Source organism: Ruminococcus flavefaciens (genome assembly GCF_900108555.1).
In the GTDB taxonomy this organism is placed as follows: Bacteria; Bacillota; Clostridia; order Oscillospirales; family Ruminococcaceae; genus Ruminococcus; species Ruminococcus flavefaciens_P.
In genome coordinates this window covers 1-17,857 of sequence record NZ_FNWV01000001.1, presented here as the reverse complement: position 1 = coordinate 17,857, position 17,857 = coordinate 1, and the positions used below count along the sequence as shown (strand labels likewise).

Sequence of the window (17,857 nt, the reverse complement as noted above, 5' to 3'; positions counted from 1 at the left end):
CCTCCAATAGATCATTCTGGATTAATTATTTTTCAGAAGCTCTTTTCTCATAAGACAAAGGTCAAAAACATCGAGTATGTTATCATCGTAAAGATCAGCTGCCTTAGGGTTCTTCAGTTCTGTGTTCCTGTCAGCAAGCAGCCATTTCTGAAATGTGACTATATCTGATATATCGAATTTTCTGTCAGCGTTTACATCACCTTTGAGTATAGTTTCAGTTTCTGATAAATTGAAGTATTTGTCATCTTCAAAGGAATAGCTCCAGATAGTACCGTCTGTTTTAAGGAAGTAGGCGTATATTGATTTATCGTCACTGCCTTTTCTTGCAGCTATATAACTGTCCACATCAGAGACAGCAGCTTTTTTGCCGTTAAATTCCATGCAGAGGATATTGTCGTTTGTAACATGGTAATTATAGCTTCTTGCTATTTCCGATGTATGCAGATCTTCAAAATCATATACGAATTTTCCTGCTTTTTTATAAGGATCGGGAACTGTTTCAGTCAATATTACTTTTCTGGTAGTACCTGCATCGTAAGCAGTTCCGTCCGAAGTGATATGAACGCAGCCGTAAACTTTTCCGCCGCTGTAATACCTATATCCCACATAAACAACATCTTCGGCACGTTTTCTTACTGAAGGTTCACTGCCTACATGGCGGTTGATCTCCCACAAAACCTTGTCTTTGTCGATGAAGTAATAGTTATACGAATCTACCACATCGGTGATACCTGTGGGAAATGCCTGATATCCAATAGTGGTTTGACCATTCTTTTTCAGTTCGATCTGAATGACTTCACCTGTGTCTGAGATGAAATCAAGTGATGAATTTTCAAGAAATCTGTCAAAGCCTTTATAGATCAGATCAACTCTGAATTTATCTTTTTCCTTACGAATCGAATAAACATAGCCTTTATCGGTGATACCCAGACCGCGTCCTATCTTTGTGAAGATCAGGCCGTCTGCGTTTGTGAGCTTTTCATGGTTTACTTCAAGTGTTCCGTCCTGATACAAGAGCGTTTCGATAGATATGAAATCGCCGTTATCATTATACGTGTAATCCATATCATAATCAGCAACGTTTTCAGCTATAGCAACCAGTTTGCCGTCAGCCAGTTTATAAAGTATCCCGTCTTTCAGCACCACTCTGTCTGCTTCGGAATAGATGTTTGAACCGTCGATCTTAGGCATTGTCTGACCCTCTGCTGACGGTAAAACTGTAGCAGCTGTCTCGCTTACGTTTATCCTGCCTTTGTGAATTTCCTTGCCTTTCACTTTGAAAGTGTATTCGGTTGAACCTGCTGACTTGCCGTAAGCATCTGCATAGCAAACGTTGACAGGATTATCGCGATAATTATCAAAGCTTGCAATGCTTGTATCTGAAATTTCAAGTGATATCTGATCATATGTAAACATTCCTGTAGGAGTTGCTCCGATAAGATCAGCAAAGCCAACAGATGTATCTGCGTCATGGAATTTCATTACAGCTATCTTCTGCTCGTCAGTGATCTGTTCCATATCCGAAATATAGAATTTCAAAAGATCCATATCCTTTACAAAAGAAATATCAGTTACCTGCGGCATATTGCTTAATTGCAGTGTTTCTAAATTTTTGAACTTTGCAAGCAGGGAAAAGTCAGAGATGCTGCCGCCTGAAAAGTACAGATATTTTGGTTTTTCAAGGCGTTCAAGGAAGTCGAGAGACTCTACGCCGTCAAGGTTAAGCGTCATCATTTGTACGGAACGGTATTCCTCCTCGGTTATGATGCCGTCCTTGTTGGCATCAATATAATCATCTTCAAGAAGCTGCTTATAGATGATTTCCGGCAGATCTGCACGTTCAGCATTGTCTGCTGCTAAGACAGTTAAGTTAACGTTAGACAGCAAAAAGGTGAATGATAAAGCTGATGTTAATATCTTTTTCAATGTAAATCCTCCTTTAACTATACCTCAGAAGTGACATATGAAATGTCTTTTTTAGCATAAGAAAATTATACCACATGGCGAAAATAATTTCTATGATAAATTGTAAATAAAAAGGAAGAAGCAGCCTAAATAAAATTAACTTGTTGCTTCATCAAAGCTATGTTGGTTGAAAAAATCGTTAGTATTATGTAATGTTTAATAAAAATGTAACTTGATGTATTTAATTTAGTTATTGAAAAAATACATTGACACGTATTGCTGTTTGTTGTAAAATATAATATGTATTTATAATTTTATTCATAATACTATTTATTCATCATTCTAATAATCAAAGGAGTATTTTATATGAAAAAAATCAATTCAATCATCAGTTCAGTCGTCTGTACATTAACACTTACTGCTGTTCCGTTTTCAGCTTCTGCCGCTGAAGAAAAAGTATATGGTACAATGAATATCCCATATGCTGATTTTTACAAAGCAGAGATAGAAGACGCATACGAAGTTGATGCTGTTTCATCTGCAACTACAAAGGGCAAGTGGGGCATGAATGGCAAGGGCGAGATCGTTGAAGGTACATACAACAACGGAAACGGCACTATCCTCGGTGTTAACTTCCCAGTAGAAGTATCAGCAGACGATGTTGATGCACTCAAGGAAAAGTACGGATTTGCTGCTATTGACAGCAAGCCAACAGCATACAAGGAAGTATCACTTTCAGGTGATTCTCTCAGCGTATCAAAGCTTGTTGATACTGACGGTGAGCAGACGGTTGATGGTTCTGCAACTGTTTCCACTAACAGCTATTACGGCGACTATCAGATCAAGGTAACAGGCTATCCAGAAAATACCGTTTTGTACGGCGTTATAGTAAATACAAAGGAAGATGACCACTATGCAATGCGTCATCTTGAAAATATCTGGAGAAACGGTTCATATGCATGGTCAGCAGGTATCAAGACTGTTGAATACCACGGAAATCACGTAAGCTATGAGGATTATGAAAGCTCAAAGGGTAAGACTGTAACTTCCGTAACATTCATCACTCTTGACGGATATACTACTGTCAATGTTGGCGAGCAGTACCTTCCTATCAGATTTGCAGGCGAAGTAAAGGCAGAGGATGCTTCAGCAGGTACAGGCAAGACAGCTCTTTCGATCACAGGTTTTCCTGAGGACTATAAGAAGGTCATCACTGCTGATGAAGGACTTAACGTTACTGAAACAGAGATCAGCTATACAGATGCAAAGCCAGGTAAGTACACTGTAAATGTTGAAGATGAGAGCGGCAAGTATGCTCCTATGACTGCGCAGTTCATACTTTCAACTAACGATGTGCCCGTTAAGTTTTCTGACGGCAAGCTTACAGCAGCAGACGGCTTTACAGATGAGGACAAGGCAAACTTCCTGAACAACCTTGCAACAGTTGACATAAACGATACTTCCTATAAGGCAACAGGCAGCAAGACTATAAAGCTTTTCAAGGAAGACGGTTCTATTGATTTTGACGTAACTGTAAGCGATGCAAAGGTATTTGAAAACAATGGTACTTATAATATCACTCTCAACTCAACAGGATACAATGCACCATACAGCTTTGAGGTAAAGAATGACGTTCAGAACACAACAGCAGCTACAACTGCTAAAACAACAAAAACTACTAAAAAAACAACAAAGACAACAACTTCTGCTTCAAACAGCCCTAAGACAGGTGTAAACGGAATGGCATTACCTTTAGCCGTTCTTGCTTTTGCAGGAGCTACGGCATTTGTACTCAGAAAGAAAAACGATTGAAATATCAATTCCTGACAGATAAATTTTAATGCAGATGCCCCCTGGAGCTTTTGAGCTAAGGGGGCATCTGCTGAAAGGTCGAATATATATGTTATTTATTATATCACTTGTTATCGCGCTTTTTATTGCGTTTTGTCTTGACAAGCCATTGAAAAAATGTCCAGCGGCTTTTTATGTTACTGCTGCTGCTCTCACGGTTGCTTCCATAGTTGTTACACAGTCCGATATCACTATATCCAGCAGATTTGTAAGAGACTATGTTATCGGAATATTCTCGCGCGGAGCACTCGGTGCTGCTTTCTGGGCAGTAGTAATGTGGACAGGTGCTCTTCCTAACGGTTCAGCACCAATAAAGAAGCTTATGACTATACGCGGCGAGCTTTCAATAACCGCTGCTGTTCTTACACTGGCACACATCATTACATTTGGTATGCTGTATCTCCGTAACCTTATAAACGGCAGAACAGGAAGCGGAGACGCTTACAGAGACTTTCTTATAACTTGTATGCTGTCTATTGCAATGACACTGATAATGCTGCCGCTGACGGTTATGTCATTCAAGGCTGTAAGAAAGAAGATGAACGCCAAAACATGGAAAAAGATACAGCGTCTTGCTTATCTTTTCTATGCGATGATATACATTCACATCATGGTCCTTTTTGTTCCGAAGGCACAGAAGGGCAGGGAAGGATATTTCCTCAGCGTTCTTGTATACAGCGCAGTATTCATAGGTTACGCTGTCCTCAGACTCAGAAAAGCATATCTTTCAAAGAATGAAAAAGCTTCAAAGCTTATCCCGAATTCGGTTTGTGCCTGTGCATTTGTTATCCCGTTATGTTTCAGCGGAATACTTTCGCGCAATACAAATACCAAGACAAAAGTTGCAAATGTATCTCCAAAAGCTGCTGTTGAAGTTTCTGAAAATGAGACAACACAGACATCAACTACAGCAGTAACAACTGCTGACGGAACAAAAACCACAACAACGGGTAAGGCTGGTACAACAGCTACAACGACAAACGAGAAAAAAGAAAAAACTACTGAAGTTGTGACAGACTCAGCAAGCGAAGAAGCTACAGAAGCAGAGAATACTGATGAGCAGCCTGAAAACAATGAACAGGAAGAAGCTCAGGAGCAGAGCTACAGATTCAAAAACGGTACGTTTGAGGGTACAGGAGAAGGCTATACGGGAAAAATACGTGTTTCGATAACTATTGAAAACGATACGATAACTGCGATGACTGCAAGTGCGGATGACGATGATCCTGACTACTTTGATGACGCAAAGAACAAGGTAATACCTCAGATAAGAAACAGTCTTAGCGCAGACGGTATAGATGCCTGCTCTGGTGCAACATACAGCTCGGAAGGTATAATAGAAGCTGCAAGAAAAGCTCTTGAACAGGCAATGAATTGATTTGTCTGCAATAAATGCTTTTACAAAATCAACTATAAAAAGTACTTTATAATTTTGCACGTCTATATAATAAAAAAGCCTGTATTTAGTGCTTAATGCTAAATACAGGCTTTGCTGTTTCCTATTCAATGAAAAACGTATATGAAAAACAGTATACGTAATTAATTACATACAGTTTTATTCAAATACTTTTTCATATATAGCAGTTCTATTTTTTCTTGCTTCTTTAAATGACTCAACGATCTGAGAAATGCCCTTCTGGAAGTTTTCTCTGTTATCGTAAGCTTCTTTAACTGCATTCCTTAAAACGTCAGCGGTGATATTGATCTCTTTTTTATTTAAAAATACGCCTGCGTCTAATTTCTGTATCATTCTTGAAATGTCATACTGATCATACTTTTGAGGTATCAAAACCATTGGAATACCGTTTGACATACCTTCGGAAGTCGAATTAAAACCTGCATGAGTTATGAAAACATCAACTTCAGGCAGGAGCTGAGTCTGAGGTACGTAATTGTAAATACTGAAATTCTTTGGTATTTCCTTGAAAAACTGCTTGATATCTACAAATTTTCCAACTGATACGATTACCTGATACTCTTCGGAATCCTTGAATGCTTCAATACAATGATGATAGAAATCAAGGTCTTTGCCGAAAACTGTACCTAAAGAAATGTAAAGCAATTTCTTGCTTTCATCCTTCTTGAAATCGAAATTATTATCAATAACTCTTTTTTCAATATTCGGACCGATGAAATAGCAGGTATTATCAGTCTCTTCTCCTCTTAAATGGAAGAATTTTGAAGTTAAGATAAGCTTTTTGTAATTGTTTGGAGCTATATGAAGTCCGACAAAGTCATGCAGATTAATATTGTATTTCCTGTTTGTTTCCTGTAAACCGATCAATCTTCCGTCATTGAAATCCAGAAGGTTTTCGTCTGTAAAAATGAAGGAAGAATATATTTTTACAAATTTTGAAGGATCTAATTTTAAAACCTTATTCATTTCTTCAACATCGAAGAATGAATCAAAAACGTAGTAATCATAGTCTGTCTTATCATTTAATAATAAAGTGATAATAGCATCGATCGCCTTGCCGAATAAAAACGAATTAATAGCAAAGGGAGGTGCAGCCGGAGGTAATCTCTTTGCAATTTCGCTGACATCAGCCGAATATACAACTTTTTTTACAGGGACATCATTTAATCTATCTGCAAACTCGTCCAGAACATAACAAGTTACATCATGACCTAATGAAGCTAATTCTCTTACAATTTCAACACTGCAAGTAAAATGACCGTGTAAAATACCATTTATAACTAAAATCTTTTTTGATTTTGTCTCGCTTATTGTATTACTCATTTTAATCCCCCCTGATATAAAGAAATAAGCGAGTTGACTTTGGTTGCCTTAGAATTCTCGACAGCAGACATACTGTCTGTACTTTTAATTTCAACATGTTTCATTCTCTGTGTCCTCCTTGATCTTCTATGCGTATTTCGCGGTAATAACCTTTTTTCCCCTTAGAAATCACATTATAGTTTTTACCATAATGCAATATTGTATCCTAACACCTCCGATCTGTTAGGTCCATATTTATACTGAATTATTCCAAAATATTATAAGTTGATGCGCTTTATTACGCAAATACTTATTCTGTTCCGATACTTCATCAAAAAGATGAAATGGCATAGAAAAAGAGCTTCAAACTTGTTAGAATGAAATCGTTAAACAACATCAAACAAAGTAGAAGCTCTTATAATTAATAGTATAAACGGTTAGATGGTGTGTCAGTGCAAAAAAATGATTACGGCAATGCAATATCATAAAGAAATGATATGTATTAAAAGTCAAAATGGGTAATTATTTAAAAATCGAGGAGTTTATAGATTTGAACACTTGTTGCTCAAACAGATGTGTTTGTGAATAATTCGATTACATATTATACCACACTTTATCAGAAAAATCAATACCTTTTTATAATATACTTTAAGATTTTTTTACTTAAATTATTTGTCATGTGTTAATGAAGCTTTTGATTCAATAATTATAACTTACTGCATGAAGTATCGAGTCAAATAAATACTATTATCTCTCATAAAATAACACTATTTTACTATGTTTTTTGGAGATCTCAGACTGACGGTCAGAGATCTTTTAATACTTGGAAATTAATTATAATGTGAATGATAAAAATTGTTAAGTTAAATATAAAACAGTATACTTATTAACAAGCTATATTTTTTTGAGGTTTTTATTAGTTTGACGTACTTACGGGATATTTCGGCATATGCAAAAAACACAAAGAAAATGAAAATGTTGAAATTGCACAATAAATCCATTGAAATTCAATATTGAATATGTTATAATAGGTTAGTATTTAATTATAGAGAGAGGTATTTTTATGAACTTTATGAAAAAAATGGGCAGCTTTGCAACGGCTATGCTCATGGTGACAGCAATGCATCGTGGTGTGCCTCAGGCTATAGCTGAAACGGGTTCAAATGGACTTTACATAAATGAAGTATGTTCCCATAACAAAAGCAGCTTTACTGACAGTCTCGGCAAAGCCTCTGACTGGGTGGAGCTTTACAATGACAGCAATTCAGATATTGACCTTTCAGGCTACGGTCTTTCCGATAATAAAGACAAGCCTATGAAATTTGTATTTCCCTCGGGTACTTTTATAAAAAAAGGACAATATCTTATTATTGTTCTGTCTAAAGACAAAACAGATATGTCGGAGCTTCATACGGGATTTGCTCTCAGTAAATCCGGTGAATCGCTTCTGCTTTCTTCGCCTGATGGCACTGTGATACAAAAAATTGAAATCCCCGCACTTGCAGAGGATTCAACATACGGACGTTTGGCTGACGGAAGCTTTTCGGTAATGACTCCTACGCCTGCTTCTGCCAATCGCTCAGCTCCTGCTGAACCGATTTTTTCTCTTGAATCAGGCTTCTATAGTGTAGATGATGTAAAAGAGCTCACTATAACATCATCTGATACAATATATTATACCCTTGACGGTTCAGATCCGACTACTTCAAAAACTGCAAAGGTATATAGCGGTGCTATACCAATGTATGACCGAAGCACAGATGAGAATGTATTCAGCAAGTATCAGCACGAAGAGGACAGCCCTTATTCGATCAAGTTAAGGCAAGCGTTCGAGGCTAATACCGAGAAATTCGACAAGGCAACTATCATAAGGGCGGCTTCAAAATCATCAGACGGTACTTTCAGCAGAGTTACTTCCAAGACATTTTTTGTTATGAGTGAGGAAAAGCTGAAATACTATTCGGGAATACCAGTTGTATCTATTGTAACAGATCCCGGTAATCTTTTTGGCAAGGATAACGGTATATATGTTGCAGGTCAGCAGTATATTGACAATGCTGATAAAACAGATAATGTTGCAAACTTCTATTCAACGGGAAAAGAGTGGGAGAGAGAAGCTGATATTACATATTTCAAAGACGGCGATCTTGGATTCTCCCAGAAAATGGGCATACGTATAAGAGGAGCTTCTACACGTAATAATCAGGCAAAGAGCTTCAATGTATATGCAAGGAGCGAATACGGTGACTCAAAGCTTGACTATAAGCTTATTGACGACAATAATTCTGTTATTGACGGAAAGGCGATAAAACGTTACGACTCATTCGGGCTTAGGGCAGTAACATGGATAGACAGAATGAGAGAGAGCGTTGTCCATTCCGCTTTGCGTGATCTTCCTACACTTGCGACTTATGACAGTGACAGATGTATGCTGTTCATTGACGGTGAACTGTGGGGAATGTATGAGATAACAGAGAAGGCTTCTGATTATTATATTCAGTCAACTTACGATGTGCCGTCTGAATATGTTACGATTTATAAGAACGGCGAGCTTGAAGAAGGTCCAAAGGATGAACCGTTGAATATTCAGCATCTTGGAGATTTCTGCCTTGAGCATGATCTTTCAATTCCGGAGAACTATGAATATGTAGCTTCTAAAGTCGATATTGAGAGTATTATAGATCATTACTGTACAGGACTGTACATTGGTACATGGGACTGGCCAAACTACAATTACTTCATGTGGCGATACAACGGTGATGCAATAGACGGTAATCCTTACAGCGACGGTAAATGGAGATTTGGTTCATTCGATTTTGATTACTCAGTAGGTCTTACTTATCAGGACTTTGGTGGCGTTGAGTCATATCAGCATGACAGTTTCAAAAAAATGGACAGCGTTAAAGATTCTCTGCCTACTGTGATATTTGCCAAGCTGCTTGAAAATCCTGAATTCAAGAAGAAGTTTGCGGATAAATTTTATACCTATGCTTACTCGGCTTTCGAGTCATCAAAAATGGTGGCAGAGCTTGATTATGAGGAAGAAAAATACATGGACTATATGACCATGACTGCATGGAGGTGGAACAACGGTACTCCTGACCTTGATCTTGACAGCTACCTGTCACAGCAGAAAACATATTATCATGATGAAATGGAAAATATGCGTATTTTCTTCAAAAATCGTGCAAAGTATGCTGTTGAGAATATGCAGAATTATCTTGGTATATCCAAAAACACTGTAACATATAAAAAGGTTGATGCTGTGGCAGCAACAAATAATTCCAAGGGTAACAGTGAATATTACATTGGTTCTGACGGCAATTACTATTCTCTCAAAAATAATGTTTACACTAAGATCGATAAAGGTTCATGGGCGATACCAAAGCTTAACAGGACAGATATTTCTTCTGCTGAAATTGTACTTGATACAAATAGTATCAAGTATGACGGAAACGATCATACAGTTGATTATACTGTAATGCTCGGAAATAAGAAACTCACGGAAGGTAAGGACTATACCTTTGAAGGTGATGTTACTGCTGCAAATGCAGGAAACTACCTTATAAAAATAAGTGGTATAGGCGATTATACTGGTGAAAAGTCTGCGGTATGGACTATAACCGAAAGCTATACGGTCTCAGTAAATGGTGAGCTCAATGATGAAAGATATAATTTCGGTGATTCCGTTACAGTTAATGCTCCTGAGGCTGAAGAAGGAATGCAGTTCTCATGCTGGAGAAACAGAGGAGATGTCGTCAGCACATCTCCTGAGTATAGCTTTATAATTCAGGAAGATACCGAACTGACAGCTGTATACGTAGCTGATACAGTTGATGTTGTACCTATACCGATAAGGGATCTGAAAGCAAATAAATCATTATATAATGGTAATAATGCAATTGGCTTTAATTTTACACACAGTATTCCTGACAACTATCAAATCGAAGAAGTCGGACTTCTTTATGCCACAAACAAGCTTGCAGGTGCAGATACATCTAAAACTGCTTATGCGAATACAGTTGATCTGACGGCTACAGACTTTGATGTTGAGTATGCTGTAAAAAACAATACATCTGAGAAAGTCAAGAACTTTGTTGCAGATTATACCAACCATAATGGTACTGTTATGTTCAATTACATGATAGGAAATTATACTGATTGCTATGTATACGCAGTTGGATACATAAAATGTAAAGATGAGAACAACAACGATGTTACGTTGTATACCGACTTCTTATCTGTTACATATAATACAGCCGATTGATGGAGGAAAAAATGAATAAATCAGAGTATACATCTCCTAAAATGGAGATAATAGAATTTGAAACAGATGATGTGATCACTACAAGTCCCGCAGGCAGTGACGTTGGAGGCTCTAACGGTACAAACGATTTTTAAGTGTGATCATATTTTTAAAAGAGAACTTAAAATGCGAAAATGCAGTCCATTTGGACTGCATTTTCTGTTATATTCATTTTATGATTATAACTCGCTGCCGCCCCATTCAACAACTGTAAAACCATTTCTCTCAAACGGTTTAAATTGCTGAGGTTCAATATCAACAGCTTCATCAAGAGAAACATATGTCATAAAGACGCGTAGCATACTGTCAGGTTTAGGAGAAATATTCAGCTTTGCCGAATCAGTATAACTATTACCTTGGAAGGAAATTAGATTATACTTGTTATGCTCCATTCTCGGCAGCCAGTATACGATGAACTCGTTCATTTCTTCCTCGGTAAGTCCCATATAAGAGAGCTTTTCCTTGAGGAAGCTTTCTGTATCGTTGCCAGCAACACAGAATCCCTTTGACATATCAAATCTTGTTCGGCAGTTTTCGCTGTCCCAGAAAAGATACTTATGATGTGTACCGTCAGACTTGTTAAGAAGTGAACCGTCGGGATATGCTGTTACGTCCCAGCCGTTATTATACTTCGGATATGTTGTGGAGAGCTCTGACTCAGTCAGTTCAAGTTCAACATGAACATCGGTCTCCTCTTCGGGATAAAGGTAGATAACAGGCTTATCAACGTACTGCTCAAAATAAAGTGTGGTATTTTCGTTTCCTCCATCAACTGTTTTTACCCATCCGTACTGACCTTTATACTCTATGAACACCCATACAGAATTATCATTCTGATAGCCCAGTTCATAAAGACGTGTTCCCTCGGGAATATGATCTATTATTTGATAGCCTTCATCAGGTCCAAGATATAATTTCAGACCGTCCACCATAACACGTAATGGTGAACCATTTGTAGTGCGGTTGTCAGGTTCAACATAGGTCGTTGTTTTTTTTCTGATAAGTTCTTTTCTCATCAGAATGAGATCAAATACTGTCAGCTCATTATCCAGATCAAAGTCGGCTTCTCCCCAGCTGTAGATCTCTTTATCGTATGTATTGAGCAGCCATTTCTGTAATGCGACCACATCGGCAACAGTGAATTCACCGTCTCCGTTTATATTACCCGATGCTTTTACCTTAGTATTGAACACAATATCCATTGAGCCATTTTCATGAAGTGTTACTTTGGGCTGATCGTCGCACAGAAATTCAAAGACATCTGCGCTTTTGTATAGCTTTGCAAGATCGGTCTCATAGACCTGCGGATTGGAGCTAACAATATATATCGGACCTGTCATCATCCAGCCGCCCGGTACATCATCGTTTTTGAAACGGATATCTGTACCGAATCCCCAGTTGTGATACTCAAGAATTTCATTCGGGATTAGTTCTCCCGTATCCTTGTCATACAGAGTTATCCTTGTTGCTCCGGCAGGAAGTTCTTCTTGCTCTTTTTTCAGTCTGAAAACAACATCAGCAGAGCCGTTGTCAAATCTTGTAACTGTCATCTGATCTTCGGGAATGATCGTGCCGTTATAGTAGCCTGAATCTCTTCTATTATCGGGCAGTTCATAGCCGTCAGGTGCTTCCCACATTCCAAATGAAAAAGAATCTGCATTGAAGAAGCCACTGATACTATGATCCACTACGGAAGGATTTGCATTTACTTCCAGAATAGGTCCTGTAGACATTGTGCCTTCTGGTGAGTGGAACTCCACATTTGTCCAGAGCATGGGTATTTCATCTTTACCTAATGTAATCGGTTCGCCTGTGTCATAGTCAAGTAGAGTGACTCTCATATCGCCCGATAAAAGAACTGTTTGTGCGTCGTTAAAGACTGCACAGTTTGCAGCTCTGGTCTCTTCTGCCTTACCGTCTGAATACACTGCTCCGAAATCATAGGATATTTTGTCATAGCCGTCTTTTACAGCCTTGTATGCACAGATAGTATTGATCTCTCCTCCGTCAAGAGGAACAGTGGATATGGTGCTGCAATCGCTGACCGCTGCAAGCTCAAAGCATTCTTCTCCTTTATCTTTCAATGTCCAGTCATAAGCTGTACCAGCATTATGAGGAAGCAGGAAAACAACATAATTATCTTTGACAGATACATTAAAGTGCGTAATATCATACATACGGTATTCTTCAGCGCAGTCAGGCAGCCAGCTGTAAATATCAGTCTCAAACACCTGTGTACCGATACTTGTAAAAGTGTATTCCTTCTGCACTTCCGAGTCGCATATCAACTGCATTTTGAAATCAGGCTTTGATGTCCACACGTTTTTATACGCCAAAACTTCATATGCAGTATCTGTACTTTCGTTAACGAATACGTTATGGTAGTATTCCGCAGGAAGTGCTGCCGTGTTTTTTATGCTGTATTTCTTTGTACTGTAAGACGGCTCTTCAAACACAACACATAGCAGATCACTTTCATTCTCATTTCCTATGTGAGTTGCACCGTACGTATTACGGAAGCTGATCGCCTCGTCAAAGCTTTGGGGAATCCAGTCGGGAATTGAATATGTATAAGCTTTGTCTTCTGCATAAACACTCACAGTTGTAAATGCGTTTACAGTATCTGCGTAAAATGGTATAATTGCTGTTGCAGCTGCGATTAGTGCAGCAATAATCTTTGAGAGTTTCATTATGTTCACCTTCCATTCTTCAAATTAACAGTATAAAGCTGTATATTTTGATTATATAATGATAATGGTTATCGTGTCAATCAAATTCAGGTAAGTTGCGTTTTTAGACAGGTAAGTTGCAATTTTTTTAGTGTAAACTGCATTTTTAAGCATTTACGAAGGATCGAAACATACATTATAATTTGCATTTTATGGCATAAAATGCCATTTTACTGATTAACGAAAAAAGATGCAGTATGTGCGGATAAAAATGTAAAATTTCTATGAACTCGATCAAGCTGATATGCAGGATAATATTATTTTGAGTCAAATCCTCACTTAAAACGTTTATATAATAAATCAGAAGAAATCACCAATTTCTATATTGTTGTGAAAAAATTATGCTTTTTGTTCACAACAGCAAAAAAGCTTGACTATTCTGCCCGAACAATGTATAATTACGATATAAATGCAAAATAAAAGGGAGGGTTAAAAATGCATTTAAAAACAAAAAAAATTATCGCAGGTATTATGTCACTGGCAATGGTCTCAGCATCATCGGTTTCATTTTTCGCTCCGATGCAGGCTTCGGCTGTTCAGGTACTTGGAGAGAGCACTTTTGAAAAAAAAGCTCTGCCGTGGTACGTAACATCTGCAAGTCCTGCAGTGCAGGATTTTGAACTTGAGGACGGAACATTTCATATCAAGGTCATTGTTCCCAGTGGTGCTGAAAAAGAGAAATGGGATCTTCAATTCAAATACCGAAATCTCAATTTCAAAAAAGGTCACGAGTACAAGGTGAGCTTCAAAGCTAAGAGCAAAAGAAACGGAATGGAACTTTGCTCATATATTGGAACTCTCAACGGTATGGAAGAGTACTTTGAACTTGACGGCGAAGAAAATAATATGCATATGGGGCCTCATATGGACGGAAGATGGCCGTCTAAAGCTGTAAAACTTTCAACTGAATGGCAGACTTATGAAGGTATATTCAAGCCTACTCAGGATCTCGATGGTTGTCAGTGGACTTTCATGTATGCAAGGGGCAGTAACTTTTTTGGTAATGCCGAGGCTGGTGACGAGATATGGTTCGATGATATGTCGATAGATTGTCTTACCTGTGAAGAGGAACATAATTATAATGGCTGCGGATATGTAGGTACGCCTGAAATTGGTGTTACTCCAAGAAATAATGTACGCATAAATCAAATGGGATATTTTACAAACGCGGATAAAAAAGCAACTTATGCTACTGAAAAAGAAGTAGAAGCAACTGATTTCAAGGTAGTAGATAAGGACGGTAAAACTGTTTACAGCGGTAAGACAGAACCTGTTGGTTTTGATGAAATGGCAGGGGAATATTGTCATATAGTTGATTTCTCAAAGTTTAAAACACCGGGCGTTTACACTGTAGTTGTCGGCAGTGATGACAAAAATACTCTAAACATCAGTCATGAGTTCAGAATTGGTGATGATATCTATGACGGAGTGCTAAAAAACGCACTCAATTACTATTATCTTAATCGTTCCGGCAATAATACGGAAGAAAAATATATAACATCGGGCGATACTAAAAAGCTTGCGCATAGGGATATCAATAATAATGATATTGCTTATGTACAGTCCAGTTGGTTAAGCAGATTTTATAAATATGGTAGTATCGGACCGATCGATAAGGACATCAGCATCAACGTTTCGGGCGGCTGGTATGAAACGAATGATTACGCTAAAAGCGTTGTTAGCGGCGGTACAGCGTTGTGGCTTCTTCAGAATATGTATGAGAGATCAAAGAAAAATGGTACTGACAGTAAGTGGGCTGACGGAAAGACCATGACTGTTCCCGAAAAGTATCAGTTATCTGATGGAAAGAGTATAAACTGCACTGATACTCCTGATATTCTTGATGAGGCAAGATACGAACTGGAATTCATGTTCAGAATGATAGTTGATCCCGAAAAGGATAGCGTATGGGGCAAAAACTATTCGGATTTCGTTTACGATCAGGTGCAGGAAGAAAGAGCTCTGCCTTCTCCGTATATTCCATTGGATTATATCGGCAACGACTATGAAAAAGCTCCGCGTATCATCAGCCCACCTTCATACGGTGCAACATTTAACATGATCGCCTGCGCAGCACAGGCTGCTCGTCTGTGGAAGGGCGTTGATGATGATTTTGCCAAGGAGTGCCTTGACCATGCTCAGAAGTCATGGGAAGCTGTTATGAAGCGTCAGGAAGAATTGAAAAATAAAACGCCCGACGATGATCTTACGGAGTATACTTACAAGCCGTGGGCTGATCTTGGTCGTGTAAATAACGATGTTGATGATGAATCATACTGGGCTGCGTGTGAGCTTTTTGCAACAACAGGTGATAAGACGTATTACGAATATTTGAAGAAATATGACGGAACAGTCGAATCAAATGGTATTAAGGCTTTTGGAGTTCCTAACTATATTACGACTGTAAATACGAATGAAAAATTTGTTTCCTTTGACAATGACAATAAAGGCACTTTCGGTACACTTTCACTTTATCTGAGCGACAAGATTTCCGAAACTGACAAGTCTGAGATAAAAACAAGTCTCAAGAGTGCAGCTGATGTCTTTATTGACTATGAAAACGATGTAAAAAATGGTGCTATGGGTGTACCATGCAGATACGTTAGTATTGAGGATATTTTTGGAGCTTCTTATTCTAAAGGATATGATTACGGCTCAAACAGTGATGTTACCGATAACGCAATGATAATGGCTTATGCATATGATGCAACAGGTGACACAAAGTATCTCAACGGTGCTTTACAGGCTATGGACTACATATTTGGAAGAAATGCCCTTGGTTTCTCATATGTTACAGGCTGTGGATCTTATCATGCACAGTATCCTGAAAGTGAATACTGGATCTATGAGTTAGACAAGGAATATCCGAAAGCTCCTGATGGCATAATGGTAGGCGGACCTTGTTCATTCTTATATGATCCGTATGTGCGTTTGTTGGGTTTAAAGTATGGAGAAACACCTAATCAGAAATGCTATACCGATTCTATTGAAGCTTGGTCAGTCAACAGTACTGCTCTTGAATGGCAGGCAGGATTTGTATGGAATATAGATTTCTTTGAGGAAGCTGTCAAAAAAGCTTCGGAGGTAACTACAACGACAACTTCTTCAACAACAAATACTACCACCACTACAACTGTTATTACATCGACAGTAACCGAAAATACAACTGCTCCTGCAATTAAAGTTACAAAAGCAGGCGATGTTAACTGTGACGGTGATGTGGATATGAGCGATGCAGTTCTTATTATGCAAGCTCTTGCAAATCCGAATAAGTATGGTGAAAACGGTACAGCCGAAACACACCTTACTGCACAGGGAATGGCGAATGGTGATATTAACGGCGACGGTCTGACTGTTGGTGATGCACAGACGATACAGAAAATGCTTCTCGGTTTAGAAATCAAGTAAGCTTGAGATTTTTAAAAAATATTTTATCATATAATTATTTTTTAGCACCTGTTTCGGCAGGTGTTTTTTTGTGCATTATTTTGTAAGATAATAGTGAAAAATGAACATAATATTTCCAAAAAAGAAATGAATATCAAAATATTGCTATAATCAAGCTTTATGGTGTAAAATATTACATTTTTGTTGACCGTTTATTGCTGAATTGTGACCAAAAATTGCCGAATTGTAAAATACGCCTTTACTTTTATAGATATATAATGTATATTTATATTAAAGATATTGTGTAAATCTTACAAATAGTTGTTATAAATGCAACTTTTGGTGTAAATGATAAGGCACAATAACCTGTTTCGTTTTTTTCACTTTGGATATAGCCGTTTCCCTCTGTTTCTCAATAAAACATTAAATTGGCTTTTTCCTGAGTGGATCATCGTCCTGTTCGTGCTGATTGAGGCTTATACAGCATTTGACTCAGGACACAAAAAATAAAGGAGTGAATGAAGTGAAAAATTCAAGAATGAAAAAGATCATCAGCGGAACCGTATCCGCAATGATGATCGCAGCAAGCGTACCATTTTCATCTTCAGCTGCTGTAGGTAATATTGACACAGGCAGTGTTACAGAAGGCAATGTAGGCGGCGGCTTCGGTGGCTGGGGCGGCAACGGAGGCGGCATGGATTGGAGCGGATTTGCAGGCGGCTTCAACGGCGGCGGTGCTGAGATCGGCAGTGACGCAGGTAACGGCGGCAATGCTAAGTCAGGTCTCAATGCTGAGATCAAGAACGATATGCCTACAACCGTTCCAAGCGGCGTTGAAAAGACAAGTCAGTGCAAGGTCGAGAAAAAGACCTATATGTGCAAATACACAGGCAAACAGAAGACTTGTAACGTAATCCTGCCTCCAAACTATAATTCAAGCAAGAAGTATCCTGTAATGTT

General features: G+C 38.3%; 8 protein-coding genes and 1 pseudogene. 6 read left to right on the top strand and 3 right to left on the bottom strand.

Annotated features, from left to right (window positions below):
• Positions 1–21: 21 nt before the first annotated feature.
• Complete coding sequence (locus BLW60_RS00040; RefSeq protein WP_074713879.1) at positions 22–1,926, bottom strand: dockerin type I domain-containing protein; 1,905 nt, start codon at positions 1,924–1,926, stop codon at positions 22–24.
• Between the two features lie 345 nt (positions 1,927–2,271).
• Between BLW60_RS00040 and BLW60_RS00035 the strand changes: the two genes are divergently transcribed.
• Both BLW60_RS00035 and BLW60_RS00030 read left to right on the top strand, forming a co-directional pair.
• A complete protein-coding gene (locus tag BLW60_RS00035; protein ID WP_074713878.1) occupies positions 2,272–3,717 on the top strand; it encodes an NPXTG-anchored protein in 1,446 nt (481 codons plus the stop codon).
• 88 nt (positions 3,718–3,805) lie between these two features.
• Positions 3,806–5,134 (top strand): FMN-binding protein, encoded by a 1,329-nt coding sequence (locus tag BLW60_RS00030; RefSeq protein ID WP_074713877.1) that lies wholly within the window; start codon positions 3,806–3,808, stop codon positions 5,132–5,134.
• Positions 5,135–5,311: 177 nt separating this feature from the next.
• Here BLW60_RS00030 and BLW60_RS00025 read toward each other — a convergent pair whose 3' ends face one another.
• Positions 5,312–6,496 carry a nucleotide disphospho-sugar-binding domain-containing protein gene (locus BLW60_RS00025; RefSeq protein WP_074713876.1) on the bottom strand — a complete coding sequence of 395 codons (1,185 nt, stop codon included), beginning with the start codon at positions 6,494–6,496 and terminating at the stop codon, positions 5,312–5,314.
• Between the two features lie 1,042 nt (positions 6,497–7,538).
• Here BLW60_RS00025 and BLW60_RS00020 point away from each other — a divergent pair.
• The gene (locus BLW60_RS00020) at positions 7,539–10,742 is read left to right on the top strand and encodes a CotH kinase family protein (RefSeq protein WP_081348056.1); all 3,204 of its coding nucleotides are present in this window, start codon (positions 7,539–7,541) and stop codon (positions 10,740–10,742) included.
• A gap of 11 nt (positions 10,743–10,753) precedes the next feature.
• Positions 10,754–10,876 carry a hypothetical protein gene (locus BLW60_RS17250; RefSeq protein ID WP_278289791.1) on the top strand — a complete coding sequence of 41 codons (123 nt, stop codon included), beginning with the start codon at positions 10,754–10,756 and terminating at the stop codon, positions 10,874–10,876.
• Between the two features lie 84 nt (positions 10,877–10,960).
• Here BLW60_RS17250 and BLW60_RS17065 read toward each other — a convergent pair whose 3' ends face one another.
• Positions 10,961–13,471, bottom strand: coding sequence for a hypothetical protein (locus BLW60_RS17065; RefSeq protein ID WP_074713875.1), 2,511 nt, complete (start codon positions 13,469–13,471; stop codon positions 10,961–10,963).
• 474 nt (positions 13,472–13,945) lie between these two features.
• On the opposite strand from BLW60_RS17065, the gene BLW60_RS00010 reads away from it, so the two are divergent.
• Positions 13,946–16,918: a glycoside hydrolase family 9 protein gene (locus BLW60_RS00010; protein ID WP_074713874.1), complete on the top strand. Its 2,973-nt coding sequence runs from the start codon at positions 13,946–13,948 to the stop codon at positions 16,916–16,918.
• A 502-nt stretch (positions 16,919–17,420) separates the two neighbouring features.
• Positions 17,421–17,857: pseudogene (locus tag BLW60_RS00005) on the top strand (hypothetical protein); the annotation flags it as partial.